We start from the raw sequence: 13,773 nt of genomic DNA on the forward strand, positions 1-13,773 counted from the left end.
CAGGGTTTTACCCAACCGATTGCGGCCGCCTGACGGTCTCCGTTCGAACCCGTTTCCAGTCCATTCCGTCAACCAGAGCCATGAGCTGAGCATGATTGAGCTGGACCCGGTGGTGGCCGATCCGCGGCCAGCAGAACTTCGCCTCATCCAGCCGCTTGGCATAAAGACACACGCCGCTGCCGTCCCACCAGACGATCTTGATCCTGTCCGCTCTTTTGGCGCGGAATACATAAAGTGCGCCGTTGAATGGATCCGAGCCGGCATCGCGCACCAGTGCCAAAAGGCCGTCGGGACCTTTTCTAAAATCGACGGGATGACTGGCGAGCAACACCTTCACGCCAGCCGGGATCATGCCTGGCGAACCGCCCGGATAATCCGCACCAGCTGCTCCTCATTGATATCGGCACCGGCGCGAATGACCACGCCACCCAGCTCGATCTCCACCGACGCAGACGCTGTCGGCGTGACCTCGACAAAGCCGAGCCGCTCCGCATCCCTGTGTGGCGTGACCGCACCGCTCTTGATCGCCTTGCTCCGCCAGCCGAACAGCTGGGCCGGCGCCATCCCCGCCTGTCTGGCAATGGCCGATACATTCGCGCCCGGCTTCAGTGTCGCCTCGATCAGCCGCGACTTCGCTTCCGCCGACCAGCGCCGGCGCGGACGCTGCGGGCTTGCCTCCAGTCGGTTGGCAACCGCTTCAAGAACATGGAAACTTCTATCATCAGGCATAGGCGCAGACATAGAAATTGACACTGCAAGCTCCTCGGCTCCTTGCTTCAGTGTCAGTATGTCTCGCTCATCACCTCAAGCCGCGCCAGATGGGGTCAGCTTGGCGCTTACTTTAGGCCCGATGGCAAGGCGCCTTCTCACCGGGTGGGCCCGGGGAGCAGTACCTCCCCCTTGCCTCTTGGCGTAATTTTCTTATAATCATTATACGACGTTCACAGACTTTGCCGTATTTGGCTGATTGGAGAGATATTGTGGCGCCTTCCGTGGAACTGACCCCGCAGACTTTCAGGCGACTTCAGGCACATGCGGAGCCGCTTGTTGACACGATCGAAACTGTCATCGCTCGCATGATTGACGCTTATGAGCAGCAGAACGGCGCGCCCACTCATTCATCAGACGGTGAAGGGCAAATCGTTCGTTCCTTCAATCCAAATACACCACCGGATCTTACTCACGCAAAGATCCTGGGGGTGACCTTCGGCAGTGAGAAGTTGGGACGCGGACAGGACAACTGGAACGGGCTGCTGAATGCAGCCGTGCGTGAAGCACGGAAGCAAGCGAAGTCTGACGCCGATTTCGATAGCCTTATGGTAGTGAACTATGTCCCCGGCGAAAAACAGAATGAAGGCTATCGGCCCCTGCCGGGCGCCGGTGTCTCAGTACAGGGGCAGGACGCCAACGGTGCTTGGCGCGCCGCCTGCCATATCGCTCAACACCTCGGATCGTCCTTATCGGTAAAATTTGCGTGGCGAGAAAAAGAGGGGGCCGCCTACCCGGGCGTCACGGGGCAGATGATCGTCCCAAGAAAATGAGCTTGCCTGCGTCATCTGCGACGCCTCTAACATTCTAACATCATGTGTGACGACGCGATTGCACTGGGTTTGCTTGAGTCCTGATATGGCAGAGATCGAAATCTACTCAACACCTCGACGTCTTTATCGCTATCGTTCCCTCATGAAAGCCGACGGAAAATCGAGCGTCGAGCGAGAACTGGATGCGATCATAAACTCATATATATTTTGCCCAACATTCAGTGAGATGAACGACCCGATGGAGGGATTATTGAGTCCTTCAAAGATATTCAAGAATGACTTGGAAATCTTTGAAGTTAAATCAAAGCAGATTTCCACTGCTATGAGCAAACTTGGCATCGCTTCTTTCTCAGAGACATACAATCATGAGCCAATGTGGTCACACTATGCAGGTCAATTCAACGGTATCTGTGTGGCATATGATTTTAAGAAGCTTCTCAGTAGCTTACAGACCGGCGCCTTTGTACGAATGAATTATAGCGAACAGGCACCTATTTTGGACACGTCCTCCTTTCGGCCCGACCAAATGGCAAGAGTGGCTCTTTCAACGAAAAATCACAGATGGATGACTGAGCGAGAATGGCGGCTATTTGCGCCATCGCGTGGCCCGGTAACTTATCGGGAGGCCTCAGCCGCCAGCGCCATCTATATCGGCTCCCGTGTATCTTCTCGCATTCGCAGCCAGATATTTGAGATACTAAAGCCTTCAAGGCCAACCATTCCGATCTTCAAAATGTCGATTGACGGCTATCAGATCAAGTTTGGGCGGCTCCTCCGTCGCCCTACAAAGTAGCAAGCGAGCCGATAGATTTCAGCCTGCTGCAGCTGTGGCCCGACGAGAAAACCGTCTCAATGGCGGACCCAGTGCCCCGTCCGTCACCGGGCATCTGTCCCACGCATTACACCGGCTTGCGGAAGCTAATCAGGTTATGGTGGTGATGATTGATCTTGTAAGCATACGGGTAGCCAAAGGGGAACAGAGGCTTCACTCTATGGAATAGGACTGTTGTACCCACGAACTCGAATCCAACGCTCTGCAATGCGCGCACAACATCGGCTTGTACGCAGACCTCTGCTCGTTCCACGGTAAAGTCGCTAATGATGACCGTGCAGTATCGCCCGGCCCGGAGGCACTTGAACGCCTTCTCCATTATGCTTGCAAATAGCGCTATGAAGCGTTCGTACGTCTCGCAATTCCCAAGGTCGTTACTATGGTCGCTATAGACCTCCACCCCGTCGCGCGCTCCTCTACGATAGGACTTCCCGTTGGCATGTCGGATACCTTTGCCATTGTTAGCTAAGATATTATGGTAGGGCGGGGAAGTAACGATGTAGTCAACTGGTTGCATGTCGTCGAGGCGCTCGAACGAATCTCCGACATGATACGTCCAGCCCGTAGCACCTGCGGCTTTTAATCGTAACTGTGCAAGCTCTCCGTACGACTCATTGAGGTCGATGCCGATGCTTTGGCGGCCCAGTTTACTGGCAGCAACTAGGCTAGACCCGCTTCCTGCGAAGGGGTCTAGGACTGTCATGTCCTTCTTTGTAAACAATGAGATCAGCCGTGCGACATCGCCTACGAGAAAGGGTGCTGGGTGCTTGTATGCCTGCCGATCCTCAGGTGCCGCCTCGGATTCCCAAAAGCTCCGCGAAAGAAGCAACCACTCTTTACCTGTTAAATCGTTCAGGGAATTCCGAGGATCATAGCGTCCCGGCTTTCCCTCCTCGCCAAGGGGTTTCCTCGGTCGCTTAGCCCCGGTGCGGTACCGGCCGTTCGGCTTCCGTGCTTCTTCGTCTTCACCTGCTTCCACGCTATGCTCCGCTAAGGCTTTTCGATGTACTCAATGCCTGCTCCAGGCTCTTGGCTGTGAAGCTGGCTGCTCGTTCGAGGTCAGTGTAGGTCAGGTACCGCCATTGATTGTCTGCGAAAGAGGTCTTGAAAAGCGGATCGACTGTACGCTTAAGCTCGGCCTCACGTGCATCTGGCACTACCATGATCTTCGGCACAGAAGCCGGAGCATTCGAACCTCGCTGTATTGAAGACCCAAAATTCGTACTGTTTTCGACTTCCCAAAGGCAGAGCAACTCGTCTGACCCTTGTGCAGGCAGGAAGATCGCATCGACCATCTCCAGCCGCTCTATGCTTTCCTGCGGAAAACGCCCTCTCAGACCTTGAAGTGTCGTCACGTCCGCCAAGTCTCTCAGTCTTTGAGTTTCGGACACTTGCTCAGGTTGTTCCCTGCGACCAACGAAGCGTCGAACGCCCAACCGTCGGCCTAGTCGCAGGATAGTGGCAATCGAATTGGAGTGCTGTGTTATAGCGGTCAGGGCTTCAGGAGCGAGCCGCCATTTGCCTTGTGACCGGAAGGCAATCTTCTCAAGAATGGTCCCGATCTTTCTCGGGTCAGGGGTCAGACCGTTAGGATATTCCCGAAATAAGTTTGCGATGATGTCGTCGAGCTTAGCGGCTGAGTGCCTGCGCAAATAGGCGACAACAGAGTCGGCAATTCGATCTTGGAGTGGTCGATCAGGATAGCTGATGTAGTCGGAAGGTCGATTGAACCACCACAGATCGCCGACGTTTGGATCGGGATTTGGATACCTCGTGAATGTTTTGTCTGGTCCTTCGTGTTGCATCAGGATGCGAGTTATTTCATCCCTTGAGTCCTGGGGTTGGACAAAGCCTGCCTGTAGTAGTTCTGGCCACAATGACTGAAACAAGAACGTGAACGGAGTGGGCTCATTCCTACGGCCCACGATAGACACTGCCTGAGCAACTACGTAGCGTTCCAAGTCGGAGGCATCGGGCGCGAACCGTGGATCGCGATGTTTCACACAACGGACGTAGAAGTCCGATGCTGAGACACCGTACGGATTGGCAACATTGGATTCACCTGACCTGCGATTGTACTGGTGAGTGACCTTATCGAAGTCGAAGCCAGCGCCCTTAGCGGCCATTACGAAGTCATTGAACTCGCGAACATCTTGATGGTGGAACGTTACCACCAAGCGACCCTTATCGGTCAAGGCTGAGTGGATTCGTTCAAATGCATTCCTGAGTCTACGTTGATAGTTGGTACGGCTTGACGCAGAATTGCGTTCTACTGATATCTCCGCCTCAAGGTCAGGCGTGTACTTCTTGTCTACATGCTCTAACCATGCCAGCCAAACTACGCTCAGTGGCAGGTAGCGTATGAGACCCGCATACGGAGGGTCGGTGATGATGAAATCAGCAGTGCCGGCCGGCACGTAATCGAGCAAGTCGGCCACATCCGCCGTTCCATAGTTGATGTCAGCCGACTTCCGGATTCGCTTGCTTACCCGTAGGTCATTGATGCTAATGCCGCCAGGAAACGTCGCAACAGCATCACGCATCATGGCCATGATCCCTTGGCGACCGGAACAAGCTCGCCAGAACACATCGACAGGGTTTTGCTCCATTCGACGTCTTCGAATTAGATAGTCGGGTCGTCCCCAACTTCCGGAAAAATCGCGATTGGCAGCTTCGTTCCGAGGGATCACCATCTTCGTGCAAAGGTGCAGCGTCTGCACGAATGCAGATAGAAGCTGCAAACGGACATCGCTGTTTGCCACACGGGAGATTGCTTCGAACAGGCCCGCTAAGACATGCAAGTTCCGTTTTGTCCACAGATGATCAATCGTATCGCCACCTGCATCAAGCACGAAGCGTTGAGTTATCGAAGGGTGCCTAGGCAGCTTGCGGGTTGGGTACCAAGCGGGAATTGTGACCGCATCAAGTTCAGCTGCTAATGCCGCGTCGTCTTCATCGGCTTGCGTGAGGCTGCGGGTCTCATCATCGGTCTCAAGTGCCACTCCAACAACCCTATCCCGCTCCCAGCGGTAGTTCAGGACAGTGCTGCAAACGCCGTTGCGGGTGCGGGAAAAGTGTCTGCGGTAGAACTCGTCGGACTGGGCTTCTTGTCGGATGCGAGTAGCTGTCGCCAGAAACAATGCCTCGTCGTACTTGGAAGCGGTGACTTCGATTATGAATGAAGAGAGCGGATTAAGGTCCAGAGCTACGGCTTTACGCCCCAACTTCACTGCCTCAAATGCGGCGATGCCGCTGCCGGCAAATGGGTCAACGACCAAGCCTCCGGGCGGGCAGTAGCGCTCTATGAATGATGACCATATGTTGTGTGGCTTCTTTCCCCAGTACTTCATGGCCCTGTAGAGGCTCGGCCGCGTCTCTTCCACCAAGGGAAAGTTCAATTCCGGTGCGTTCGGATCATATTGCTGTGAGAAGAGTCTGTTGTCTGACACGTAGGCCCCGCACGTGAATCACCACACCCTCGTATAGCCCAGGCGCTGCCGAAAAGTCTCCCTTTTTGTAACCAGCTCGCATCCTAATGGTAAGCCTTCTCCACCTCGGGGAGTCGCTGCGGTTTCGGCGCCACTGCTTGCGTCTTGAATTCGCGGCAAGCGCCCTTCGGACTTGCTACCGGGCGGTTGAACGAAGGGACGGCGCGCTGGGCGCGCGAAGACCGCATCCGCAGTCGGGAACCACAGCTATCGGCAAGCCGTTTACGCTGCAAACCCGCCTGTCGATTCTCAGAGCCGGGCGAGTTCTCCGAGACCCACAAATTGGAGATTGATCATGACTAGCGCTGCCGACCGCGATCCGCGCCACCACACGCAGAAAATGCAGAAAAAGTTGGAGGAGGTGAAGCAGCACCTTCGCGAGGACATCGAGAAGGTCGATGAGCCGCAGCTCAAGGCGATGTTCGAGACGTCCGCCGAGGTGATCGGCGGTCTCCAGAAGGCGTTCCAGGACTATGAACAGAAGAATGAACCCGCTTGGCGTTGAACGGCTTCTTCGCGGGTAGGTTTCAAAGGAGACGCCCCCGTGCCTGTACCACCTGAAATGGATGTCGTCCTCGAAAAGCTGCCTTTGAGGATCGGCGCCTATATCCCCGACGACTTGCTGGAGGACTGGTTTGCGCCGGGAACCGGCATGAACCCGGTCAGCAAGGAGGCGCTTGCCATCGCCAAGAGCTACGGCTGGCGCTTCGAATGCGAGTTCAAGCACTACCCCGAACGCAAGGAAAGCGTGTTCTGGAAGTGGGTGCCGGCGATCTGACCGGCGCTGGACGTTCCGGGGAAACGCAGAACCGGTCGATCTTATTCTTTGACGCAAATACCGGACGGAACCGCTTCACACTTTTCCTGGAATTGCTCAGCCTCCGCCTATCGGCGTCGTCACCTTGCCGGTTCCGCCGCATTCGGGGCAGGTGCGGCCGTCGATCATGCCTGACCCTGCACAGCGGCGGCAAATATTCTCGCCAGCGCCTGGAGTGCCTGCGGGGACTTCGTCCGTGTTGGTCTGACCGGCTTGCCGGGGCTTGCCCTGCAGCTTGTTTCTCAGCCGGGCGACCCAGCCTTCGTCGACCTCGAGCGGCCTGCTGCTGTCGTCCGGCAGGCCTTCGCCGGATTGGCCGATGGTTTCATTGCGCGGCCGGTCATTCATGCCTGTCGTGATCTTCTGAGCCATTGCCGTTGCCTTTACGCCTTGCAATTTTTCGAACGCCTCAGCTCCGCGGAGGTTCCGGTTGCGGCCAGCCGCCTTCAGCCGGGTTTTGTCCGCGCCGGCCGGCGGCCGCGGCTGGCGAGGATGGCGGGAAGCGTGACCGGACGAAAATCCCAGCTGTCGACACCGACGTCATACTGGCGCGTGACCGGGGTGAGCCGGCCGTGCGAATGGCCATGCAGGTCGATCGACCTCCGGCCGATCTGGTTCCAGGTGCGAAAAGGATAGTGGCAAAGGATCAGCAGACTGCCGTCGAGGCTCAGCTCCTTGTAATGTTGCGTGCTCGCCCAACCCGTCGCGTCAATGGTGGTCGCAGCATCGTTGTTGCCGATGATCAAGTGCTTGCTGCCATGAAGAGACGACAGCAGCGACGACACGAAGGACGCCGAGCCCTTGGCAAAATCGCCGAGGTGCCAGACCTCGTCGTCCGGGCCGACAGTCTCGTTCCAGAACGCAATGAGCGCCCGGTCATGCTCCGCCAGCGAGCCGAACGGGCGGCGGTCGATGCGCAGAATGCGCGGGTCGCTGAAATGCGTGTCGGCGGTGAAGTAGATCATGCGCGCTCGCTGGGGCCTGTTGTCGAACTGCCGCGCATGTAGGCGCGTGGCGCACCAAGTCCATCTTGCTCTCCCCAATGCTTGCTCAACCCGCTCGATCGTCGGTTGTTCCTGTAAACAGGCCTGGGCGGCTTCCGCTCGTTGGAACATTAAGAAGGGGGAACTTTAAGAAGGGGGAACTTTTGAAACGTGGGAACTTTGAAATGAGACGCAGGTTAGAATGCTTGAGGCCGATGCTCTGAAAGGACCTCGACGATGACCGACGCAGCACCTGTTGGGCGAAGCCCGGCTCAAGCGCGGGGCGATATGGACGCCGGGCGCGGAGGGGATAAGACACCGGGGATCGACCCAGCCGCGGCTCCCATGGAGACGGACGCGGAATCGGCCGGCAGCGTTCCGGCAAAGGATCGGTCTGCGCCTCATGAAAAGCCGGAGTTCACCAACCCGGCGAGCTATGCCAATGCGATGCGTCCGCTGAAGGATGAGCCCGACGTCCAACCGAGTAGATATGGGCCAGTCATGGTGATTGCCGCCATCGTCGTGCTGGCCGCGGCGGTTTTCATCGGCGCAGCCCTGCTGCGCTGAATATCGCATATCCGAGAGCAGTGGCTGGACATTTCGTGTCCGGTCCAGGAACTTGCTGCCGCGCCAGGTTGAGGCGCGATCCGTCCGGTGCACTTTGACCACGAACCATCATTCTTTGCCCGAGACGCCACCATCGTGGCGCGTGACATGATTGGCGCCACGCTGCTTTTGCACGGCGTTGGCGGCATCATCGTCGAGACCGAAGCCTATCGTCCGGATGACCCGGCTTCGCATGCTTTCGGTGGCAGGACGGTGCGCAATGGCGCAATGTTCGGCGCCCCGGGCAGCGCCTATGTCTATCGCTCCTATGGCCTGCATTGGTGCCTCAATGCCGTCTGCCTGCCCGGCAGTGCCGTGCTTATCCGCGCAATCGAACCGCAATCCGGGCTGGAGGTGATGCGGGCCAATCGCGGCCTTGACGATCCCGGGCTGCTTTGTTCGGGACCGGGTCGCCTTTGCCAGGCGCTGGCAATCGACAAATCCCATGACGGGCTGCCGTTGGACGTGCCGCCATTCGAATTCAGGCGGCCGGGCGACGCCAGCGCCATTCTTACAGGCCGCCGGATCGGCATTTCCAAGGCTGTCGATGCGGAGTGGCGGTTCGGCCTTCGTGGCTCGGATTATTTGAGCCGTAAGTTCTGACGCCTGCGGCAGCGGCAGAGCAGCTGCCTGGCATCACTCGTCGGGTTTGCCGAGATGCATAGGCGTTCTCTGTTGGCGGGCTTCGCTGGTCACCTCGTCGGCTCCGGCAGGTGAAATCCCTCGCAACGCCTTCGCGGCTTCGATCAGGCGCCCGCGATCATTGCCGAAGCTCTTGATCAGCTGGCGGACCTGGTCGGCGGTGATGCCGTTCTGTTGGGCAAAATACTCGACTTCACGTTCATCTTCCGCGGAAACGCGATCGCGGTCGCGGAAATCTCGCTTGCTCTTATCGTCAGCCATTTTTTCCTCCTGGTGGAGCTTCGCATCAATGGCAACGTGGGCAAGCCGCTTTCGTTGCCGCGATCGGGCGGACTTTTGTGCGGCCGTGCCGACTGCCCAGGAACCATGAGGCGAGCAGCCGGTTTGGCTTGGATGCAGCAGACACCAATTCATACCGATGGAGATTACGATGACGCTCGCAAGCAAAACCACAGTAGTTGCCGCGGCGCTGGCTATGTTGGCCGCGCCGGCATTCGGCCAGACGAGCCCACCTGCGCCCGCAACGCCGGCACCGGATCGTGGCGCCGAACAGTCGCCCGGAATGAACGGGCAGAGCAAGGATGCCATGCGCGATATGATGCGCCAGATGATGACCGAGATGCTGGAGGAGAGAATGCAAGAGGATCGCGCGCCCCGGGCGGAACGGCGCGGTCGCGACCGCTGGCATCGCGACTACAGGATGGGCCCGCCTGACCGAGGCTGGGAGACGGGTGGCCGCGGTGGCATGGGACGGGGGATGCATGGCGCGAGGATGCGAATGATGTTCGCCATAGTCGATGCCGACGGCGACGGCGCGCTTTCTCAGAGCGAAGTCCAGGATTTCGTCGGGCGGATATTCAACGCCGTCGATGAGGACGGCGACGACAGCGTCGACATGCAGGAAATCCGATCCTTCTTCCATGGAGGGGGCGCCGAGGATCAGGAGTAAGTCTCCTAGCGGTCGGCAAGGGCTGAGGCGGCGCCCCCAACGTCGACTGGGAAGGGCGAAAACCGTCGCTGGCAGATGCATTGCTTGGCTGGCCTTGCCAAGCCGAATGCCGGGTCGGAACGATTCGAGACAGCAGGAATTCAATGGCTATGACAGAGAAAACCCCGACCATCGCCCGTGTCTGGCGTGGCAGAACCTTGCCTGAGAAGGCAGACGCCTATGAAAGCTACAATTATGAAGCCGGCATCAAGCCGCTGGTCGAGAAGGCGCTGGGCGTGCAGACCTTTCGCGAGGACACGCCGACCCATTCGGAATTCGTGACGATTTCCTATTGGGAAAATGTCGAGGCGATGGCGGCGTTCACCGGCGGCGATCCGACAAAAATCCACCATCTCGAGCGGGACGAAGAGTTCCTGATCGAGTTGCCGTCGCGGGTGCAGGTGTTGCGCATCCGCTCCAGTCACGGCCGCCTGCAATAGCTCTGAGGAGAGCCGCCCGGTTCGGCTCGACCTAATAAATCGCCGTCAAGTCGATCTCGGTAATGTGCCAGCGGCCGAGATTTGAGGTGTAGAGCCTGTCGCCCTTGAAGGCGATGTTGGTGGGATGGGCGAGCGTCGTTGCCGCCGGATCCTCGATCAGCACTTCGAGCCCGCTATCTTTTCGCCAACGATAAATGCGGCTCGGCTCGTAGCATGAGATGAACAGCGAACCGTCCGGCGCGAAGGCAACGCCATCGGGGACGTTGTTCACGCCGTCCACGACGAGCTGGCGAGGTCCTGCCGTGCCGTCGGCACGGATCGGCACATAGCTGACGCAGGCCGCATGGCTTTCCACGACGTAAAGCCCATTCCCACCCGGCGCCATCGCCATGCCGTTGGCGAAGGCCATGGTCTCGCTACACCACAGGCGGCCTTCGCCGGTCTTCAACTCGTAGCGAAAAATGCCGGAGCGGCTGTCTTCGCCGAGGCTGTCGGAAACGTAGAGCCAGCCTCGTGCCTCGTCGACGATCGGATAGTTCGGCACGCGGATGCCAGCCGAGGCGAAGCGCTCCATATGACCCGTTCCGGCATTCCAGCGAAAGATCGCCGAATGCCTGAGATCGCAAGCGAAGCAGTTGTCCGCGCTATCGAAGGCGATGCCGAGCAGAAAGCCCTCCGTGCCGCCCATGTGCTCGACCGAGCTGCCATCGGCGGCGAGGCGCAGCAGGTCGCCGGTTTCGGTGCCGCACCAGATCGAGCCGTCGCGATGGATGGCCACGCCTTCCGGATGGGCGACGCGCGGGCTGGTGAAGATGCCGTCGAAGAAGACCTTCGCGGCCGACATTTCGAGCAACGGCTTTGCCATGCGCCACCCCTCTTCAGCCTGTTGCGGTATGCGACCGCTGCACGGCAATACAGCGCTCGACCATCAGCCGGTCGGCCGCCAGGATCTCGGCGATAAGCGCGCCACGCTCCTTGGCGCTGACGAATTCGAGACGCCGCAGGCCAAGCGGGTCGATGCGGTTTCGCAGGATGTCGAGCGTCTCGTTCGAGGGCAGCGGAACCTCGCGGCAATCGGCATCGAATGTCAGGGCAAAGCCGGTGACATCCTGGATCTGCTGGCGCGTCACGCCCGGCATGGTCTCGACGATAACCAATTGCCGGCTCTCCCGGTCGAGCCGAAAGATGCAAAGGTCGGTGAACACCAGCGCCGCCCCGGTCCGATAGCCCATCGGGTCGCGTTCGGCCTCTGTCAGCAAGCCGCGCGCGGAGCTGGCGATCTCGACGGTGTCGACCAGCGACTGCGGGGAGTGGCGCGGGACGTAGAGCAGATAATCGCGATGCATGTTGGCGACATCAGCCATGCCGCCCTGCCCGGGCAGCCGGATGAGGCTGCCGTCGCGCTTGCGCAGCGCAATGGTGTTGACGCGCCCGCGTCGGTCGACCTGGGCGGCACCGACGATCTCATGCGTCACGGCGCCGGCCTGGTAATAGGTCGAATAGGTGTCGTCGCCGCCGGCATGGGCCACCGCTGTCTCGCAATCGAGGCTCTCGATCAACGACAGGATCATCGGGCTCGGCGCTATGTCGAGATGACCGCAACTCATCGTCGCGATGATCATGTCCGGCGCGTGCGTCGCCTTGGCCAGCCGGTAGGCGACATTGGCGAGCGGCGACACCGCGCCGGCGCTGGCAAAGCTCTCATTGTCGAGCTCGGCGGCGATGCGGGCAGCGATGATCTCGTCGATGGATGCCTTCTTTTCGCCGTGCACGAGCCCGGGCATTGCGAGAACTGTTTCAGCGCGGACTTTCGCAGCGTCTTGAACCCGCTCCGGCACACCTTCCGAAGGCACGCTCAGGCTGTCCGCCAAAGGTATCTCCTTGGCCGCCAACGCTCCCGCCAACGCTTGATAATCCGTCACATAGAATGGCAGGCAGGAGGCGGGATAGGCGCCGCCTGGCGCCAGCGCTATGGCCGACACCTGGTTGCGGGTCAAAATGTTTTGGCGACCAGCATGGCGCAGCGCTCCGACCGGGACGATTTCCTCGACCGTGACCAGCACCTGGCGCGCCGCGCCGGCCATGGCGAAGTCCAGCGCCCGTGGTCCGATGATCTGGACATTGCCGCTCTCGTCGGCACGCTGGGCATGGACGACGAACGTATCGAGCCGCAAGGCCGGGATGACCCCGGTCGTGATTCCGTCGACCGGATCGGGCGCGGCGATCGCGCCGGGCACGCGCGCCGGCATGTCCGAACCCTGCGGAAGCTGAAACGGCATCGACGGCAGGTTCTGCTGTGCCGCCCGCAACGCCTGGATCATGGCCAGCGCGGTCCAGTCGCGAACCGGCACGGCATTCGTCTCGGCAGCCGCGCGGAAGCGGGGCGGCAGGCCGAAAATATCGAGGCTGGAAAAGCAGAGGTCGATTTCCGCCACGGCATTCGCTTCGAGAAGCAGCTCGAGCGGCAGGCCGCCGGCCCAGCAGACGTAGCGCAAATCCCGTACGCCCAACCGCGCGATGGCGCGCAGCAGGGCGATCGGCAGCCGGGCAAAATGATGGCCGCCGACGCCGAAGACGTCGCCGCCGCCGACCATCGCGGCCAGCCCCTCGACATCGGTGAAGCGCGGCCGGTTCGGCTTGACCAGAGACGTCATTTCGCAGCCTTGGCCCGTGCCGCGCTCTTTTCAGCGAACGCCTTGACGCGGCGCTGGCCGATCTCGCTGCGGTAGAGACCACCCAGGACATCGCGTTCCATGGCAAGACCGTCGGCCAGATCGCCCGACACGGCATGCGCTGTCAGCGCTTTCAGCCCGTCGATCGCTGCGGCCGGTTCGGCGGCGATCATCTCGGCGAGTTCCAGCGCCCGCGGCATCAGCCTTTCGGCATCGACGATCTCGTTGACCAGACCGGCGCCGACGAACTCGGAAGCCGGCACGATGGCGCCGGTCATCAGCAGAAAATTGGCGCGGTTGCGGCCGAGCTTCTGGACGCTGCGCTGCGTGCCGCCGCCGCCGGGGACCAGCCCGAGCTTGATCTCGGGCAGGCCGAGCTTCGCGAACTGGTTGGCGATGACGAGGTCGCAGCACAGCACCAGCTCCATGCCGCCGCCGAGCGCAAAACCGTTGACCGCGGCGATGACCGGGTTGCGGTTGTTCTCGATCGCCGCATACATGCGTGTGCCGGCGGCCTGGAAGGCGTCGAACTCTGCAGCTGTCTGGGCAGCATATTCTTTGATGTCGGCGCCGGCCATAAAGCCGCGCCCCTCGCCGGTCACCACGATCGCGCCGACGCCGTCATTCTTCGACAACGCCTCGAAAACTTCGGTGATCTCGCTTTGCATCAGCCGGTTCATCGCGTTGAGCTGATCGGCGCGCCGGAAGGTGACGACCGCGACGCGCCCGGATATTTCCAAACTGAGTGTCCGGTAAACGCTCAT

General features: G+C 59.7%; 18 protein-coding genes. 8 read left to right on the forward strand and 10 right to left on the reverse strand.

Annotated elements, in window-relative coordinates:
• Positions 1 to 7: 7 nt before the first annotated feature.
• Both tnpB and NKI22_RS24050 read right to left on the reverse strand, forming a co-directional pair.
• Entirely contained in the window at positions 8 to 352 is a 345-nt protein-coding gene (tnpB, locus tag NKI22_RS24045) for an IS66 family insertion sequence element accessory protein TnpB (RefSeq protein WP_352642448.1), read from the reverse strand.
• The gene (locus NKI22_RS24050) at positions 349 to 729 is read right to left on the reverse strand and encodes a transposase (RefSeq protein WP_245274633.1); all 381 of its coding nucleotides are present in this window, start codon (positions 727 to 729) and stop codon (positions 349 to 351) included. Before NKI22_RS24050 ends, tnpB begins: the two co-directional genes overlap by 4 nt.
• Before the next feature lie 263 nt (positions 730 to 992).
• On the opposite strand from NKI22_RS24050, the gene NKI22_RS24055 reads away from it, so the two are divergent.
• The gene (locus NKI22_RS24055; RefSeq protein ID WP_352852168.1) at positions 993 to 1,541 is read left to right on the forward strand and encodes a T4SS efffector SepA family protein; all 549 of its coding nucleotides are present in this window, start codon (positions 993 to 995) and stop codon (positions 1,539 to 1,541) included.
• Between the two features lie 85 nt (positions 1,542 to 1,626).
• Positions 1,627 to 2,334, forward strand: coding sequence for a DUF2971 domain-containing protein (locus NKI22_RS24060; RefSeq protein WP_352852170.1), 708 nt, complete (start codon positions 1,627 to 1,629; stop codon positions 2,332 to 2,334).
• Between the two features lie 106 nt (positions 2,335 to 2,440).
• Here NKI22_RS24060 and NKI22_RS24065 read toward each other — a convergent pair whose 3' ends face one another.
• Together NKI22_RS24065 and NKI22_RS24070 are read right to left on the reverse strand one after the other, a co-directional pair.
• On the reverse strand, positions 2,441 to 3,352 hold the full coding sequence (locus NKI22_RS24065; RefSeq protein WP_352938733.1) for a DNA methyltransferase: 912 nt from the start codon (positions 3,350 to 3,352) through the stop codon (positions 2,441 to 2,443).
• 1 nt (position 3,353) lies between these two features.
• The gene (locus NKI22_RS24070) at positions 3,354 to 5,822 is read right to left on the reverse strand and encodes a DNA methyltransferase (RefSeq protein WP_352958954.1); all 2,469 of its coding nucleotides are present in this window, start codon (positions 5,820 to 5,822) and stop codon (positions 3,354 to 3,356) included.
• A gap of 334 nt (positions 5,823 to 6,156) precedes the next feature.
• Between NKI22_RS24070 and NKI22_RS24075 the strand changes: the two genes are divergently transcribed.
• Both NKI22_RS24075 and NKI22_RS24080 read left to right on the forward strand, forming a co-directional pair.
• The gene (locus tag NKI22_RS24075) at positions 6,157 to 6,366 is read left to right on the forward strand and encodes a hypothetical protein (RefSeq protein ID WP_352474763.1); all 210 of its coding nucleotides are present in this window, start codon (positions 6,157 to 6,159) and stop codon (positions 6,364 to 6,366) included.
• Positions 6,367 to 6,405: 39 nt separating this feature from the next.
• Positions 6,406 to 6,639 carry a hypothetical protein gene (locus tag NKI22_RS24080; RefSeq protein WP_352852174.1) on the forward strand — a complete coding sequence of 78 codons (234 nt, stop codon included), beginning with the start codon at positions 6,406 to 6,408 and terminating at the stop codon, positions 6,637 to 6,639.
• A 96-nt stretch (positions 6,640 to 6,735) separates the two neighbouring features.
• Here NKI22_RS24080 and NKI22_RS24085 read toward each other — a convergent pair whose 3' ends face one another.
• Positions 6,736 to 7,050 carry a hypothetical protein gene (locus tag NKI22_RS24085; RefSeq protein ID WP_352852235.1) on the reverse strand — a complete coding sequence of 105 codons (315 nt, stop codon included), beginning with the start codon at positions 7,048 to 7,050 and terminating at the stop codon, positions 6,736 to 6,738.
• Between the two features lie 74 nt (positions 7,051 to 7,124).
• Entirely contained in the window at positions 7,125 to 7,643 is a 519-nt protein-coding gene (locus NKI22_RS24090) for a metallophosphoesterase (protein ID WP_352591929.1), read from the reverse strand.
• A 363-nt stretch (positions 7,644 to 8,006) separates the two neighbouring features.
• Between NKI22_RS24090 and NKI22_RS24095 the strand changes: the two genes are divergently transcribed.
• The gene (locus NKI22_RS24095; RefSeq protein ID WP_352958957.1) at positions 8,007 to 8,228 is read left to right on the forward strand and encodes a hypothetical protein; all 222 of its coding nucleotides are present in this window, start codon (positions 8,007 to 8,009) and stop codon (positions 8,226 to 8,228) included.
• 78 nt (positions 8,229 to 8,306) lie between these two features.
• Positions 8,307 to 8,870 (forward strand): DNA-3-methyladenine glycosylase, encoded by a 564-nt coding sequence (locus tag NKI22_RS24100; RefSeq protein ID WP_352958967.1) that lies wholly within the window; start codon positions 8,307 to 8,309, stop codon positions 8,868 to 8,870.
• A gap of 33 nt (positions 8,871 to 8,903) precedes the next feature.
• On the opposite strand, the gene NKI22_RS24105 is transcribed toward NKI22_RS24100, so the two are convergent.
• On the reverse strand, positions 8,904 to 9,497 hold the full coding sequence (locus NKI22_RS24105) for a DUF3606 domain-containing protein (RefSeq protein ID WP_352852178.1): 594 nt from the start codon (positions 9,495 to 9,497) through the stop codon (positions 8,904 to 8,906).
• Positions 9,498 to 9,504: 7 nt separating this feature from the next.
• On the opposite strand from NKI22_RS24105, the gene NKI22_RS24110 reads away from it, so the two are divergent.
• Positions 9,505 to 9,858: an EF-hand domain-containing protein gene (locus tag NKI22_RS24110; protein ID WP_352852180.1), complete on the forward strand. Its 354-nt coding sequence runs from the start codon at positions 9,505 to 9,507 to the stop codon at positions 9,856 to 9,858.
• 149 nt (positions 9,859 to 10,007) lie between these two features.
• Complete coding sequence (locus NKI22_RS24115; RefSeq protein ID WP_023720480.1) at positions 10,008 to 10,337, forward strand: hypothetical protein; 330 nt, start codon at positions 10,008 to 10,010, stop codon at positions 10,335 to 10,337.
• A gap of 31 nt (positions 10,338 to 10,368) precedes the next feature.
• Here NKI22_RS24115 and NKI22_RS24120 read toward each other — a convergent pair whose 3' ends face one another.
• From NKI22_RS24120 to NKI22_RS24130, 3 genes are read right to left on the reverse strand one after another with little or no spacing between them, the layout of a single operon-like run.
• Positions 10,369 to 11,202 carry an SMP-30/gluconolactonase/LRE family protein gene (locus tag NKI22_RS24120; RefSeq protein WP_352481464.1) on the reverse strand — a complete coding sequence of 278 codons (834 nt, stop codon included), beginning with the start codon at positions 11,200 to 11,202 and terminating at the stop codon, positions 10,369 to 10,371.
• Between the two features lie 13 nt (positions 11,203 to 11,215).
• Entirely contained in the window at positions 11,216 to 12,991 is a 1,776-nt protein-coding gene (locus tag NKI22_RS24125; RefSeq protein ID WP_352852183.1) for a CoA-transferase, read from the reverse strand.
• The gene (locus tag NKI22_RS24130) at positions 12,988 to 13,773 is read right to left on the reverse strand and encodes an enoyl-CoA hydratase/isomerase family protein (RefSeq protein WP_352852185.1); all 786 of its coding nucleotides are present in this window, start codon (positions 13,771 to 13,773) and stop codon (positions 12,988 to 12,990) included. Before NKI22_RS24130 ends, NKI22_RS24125 begins: the two co-directional genes overlap by 4 nt.

The sequence above is a fragment of the Mesorhizobium sp. M0778 genome (assembly GCF_040320105.1).
Taxonomy (GTDB): domain Bacteria; phylum Pseudomonadota; class Alphaproteobacteria; order Rhizobiales; family Rhizobiaceae; genus Mesorhizobium.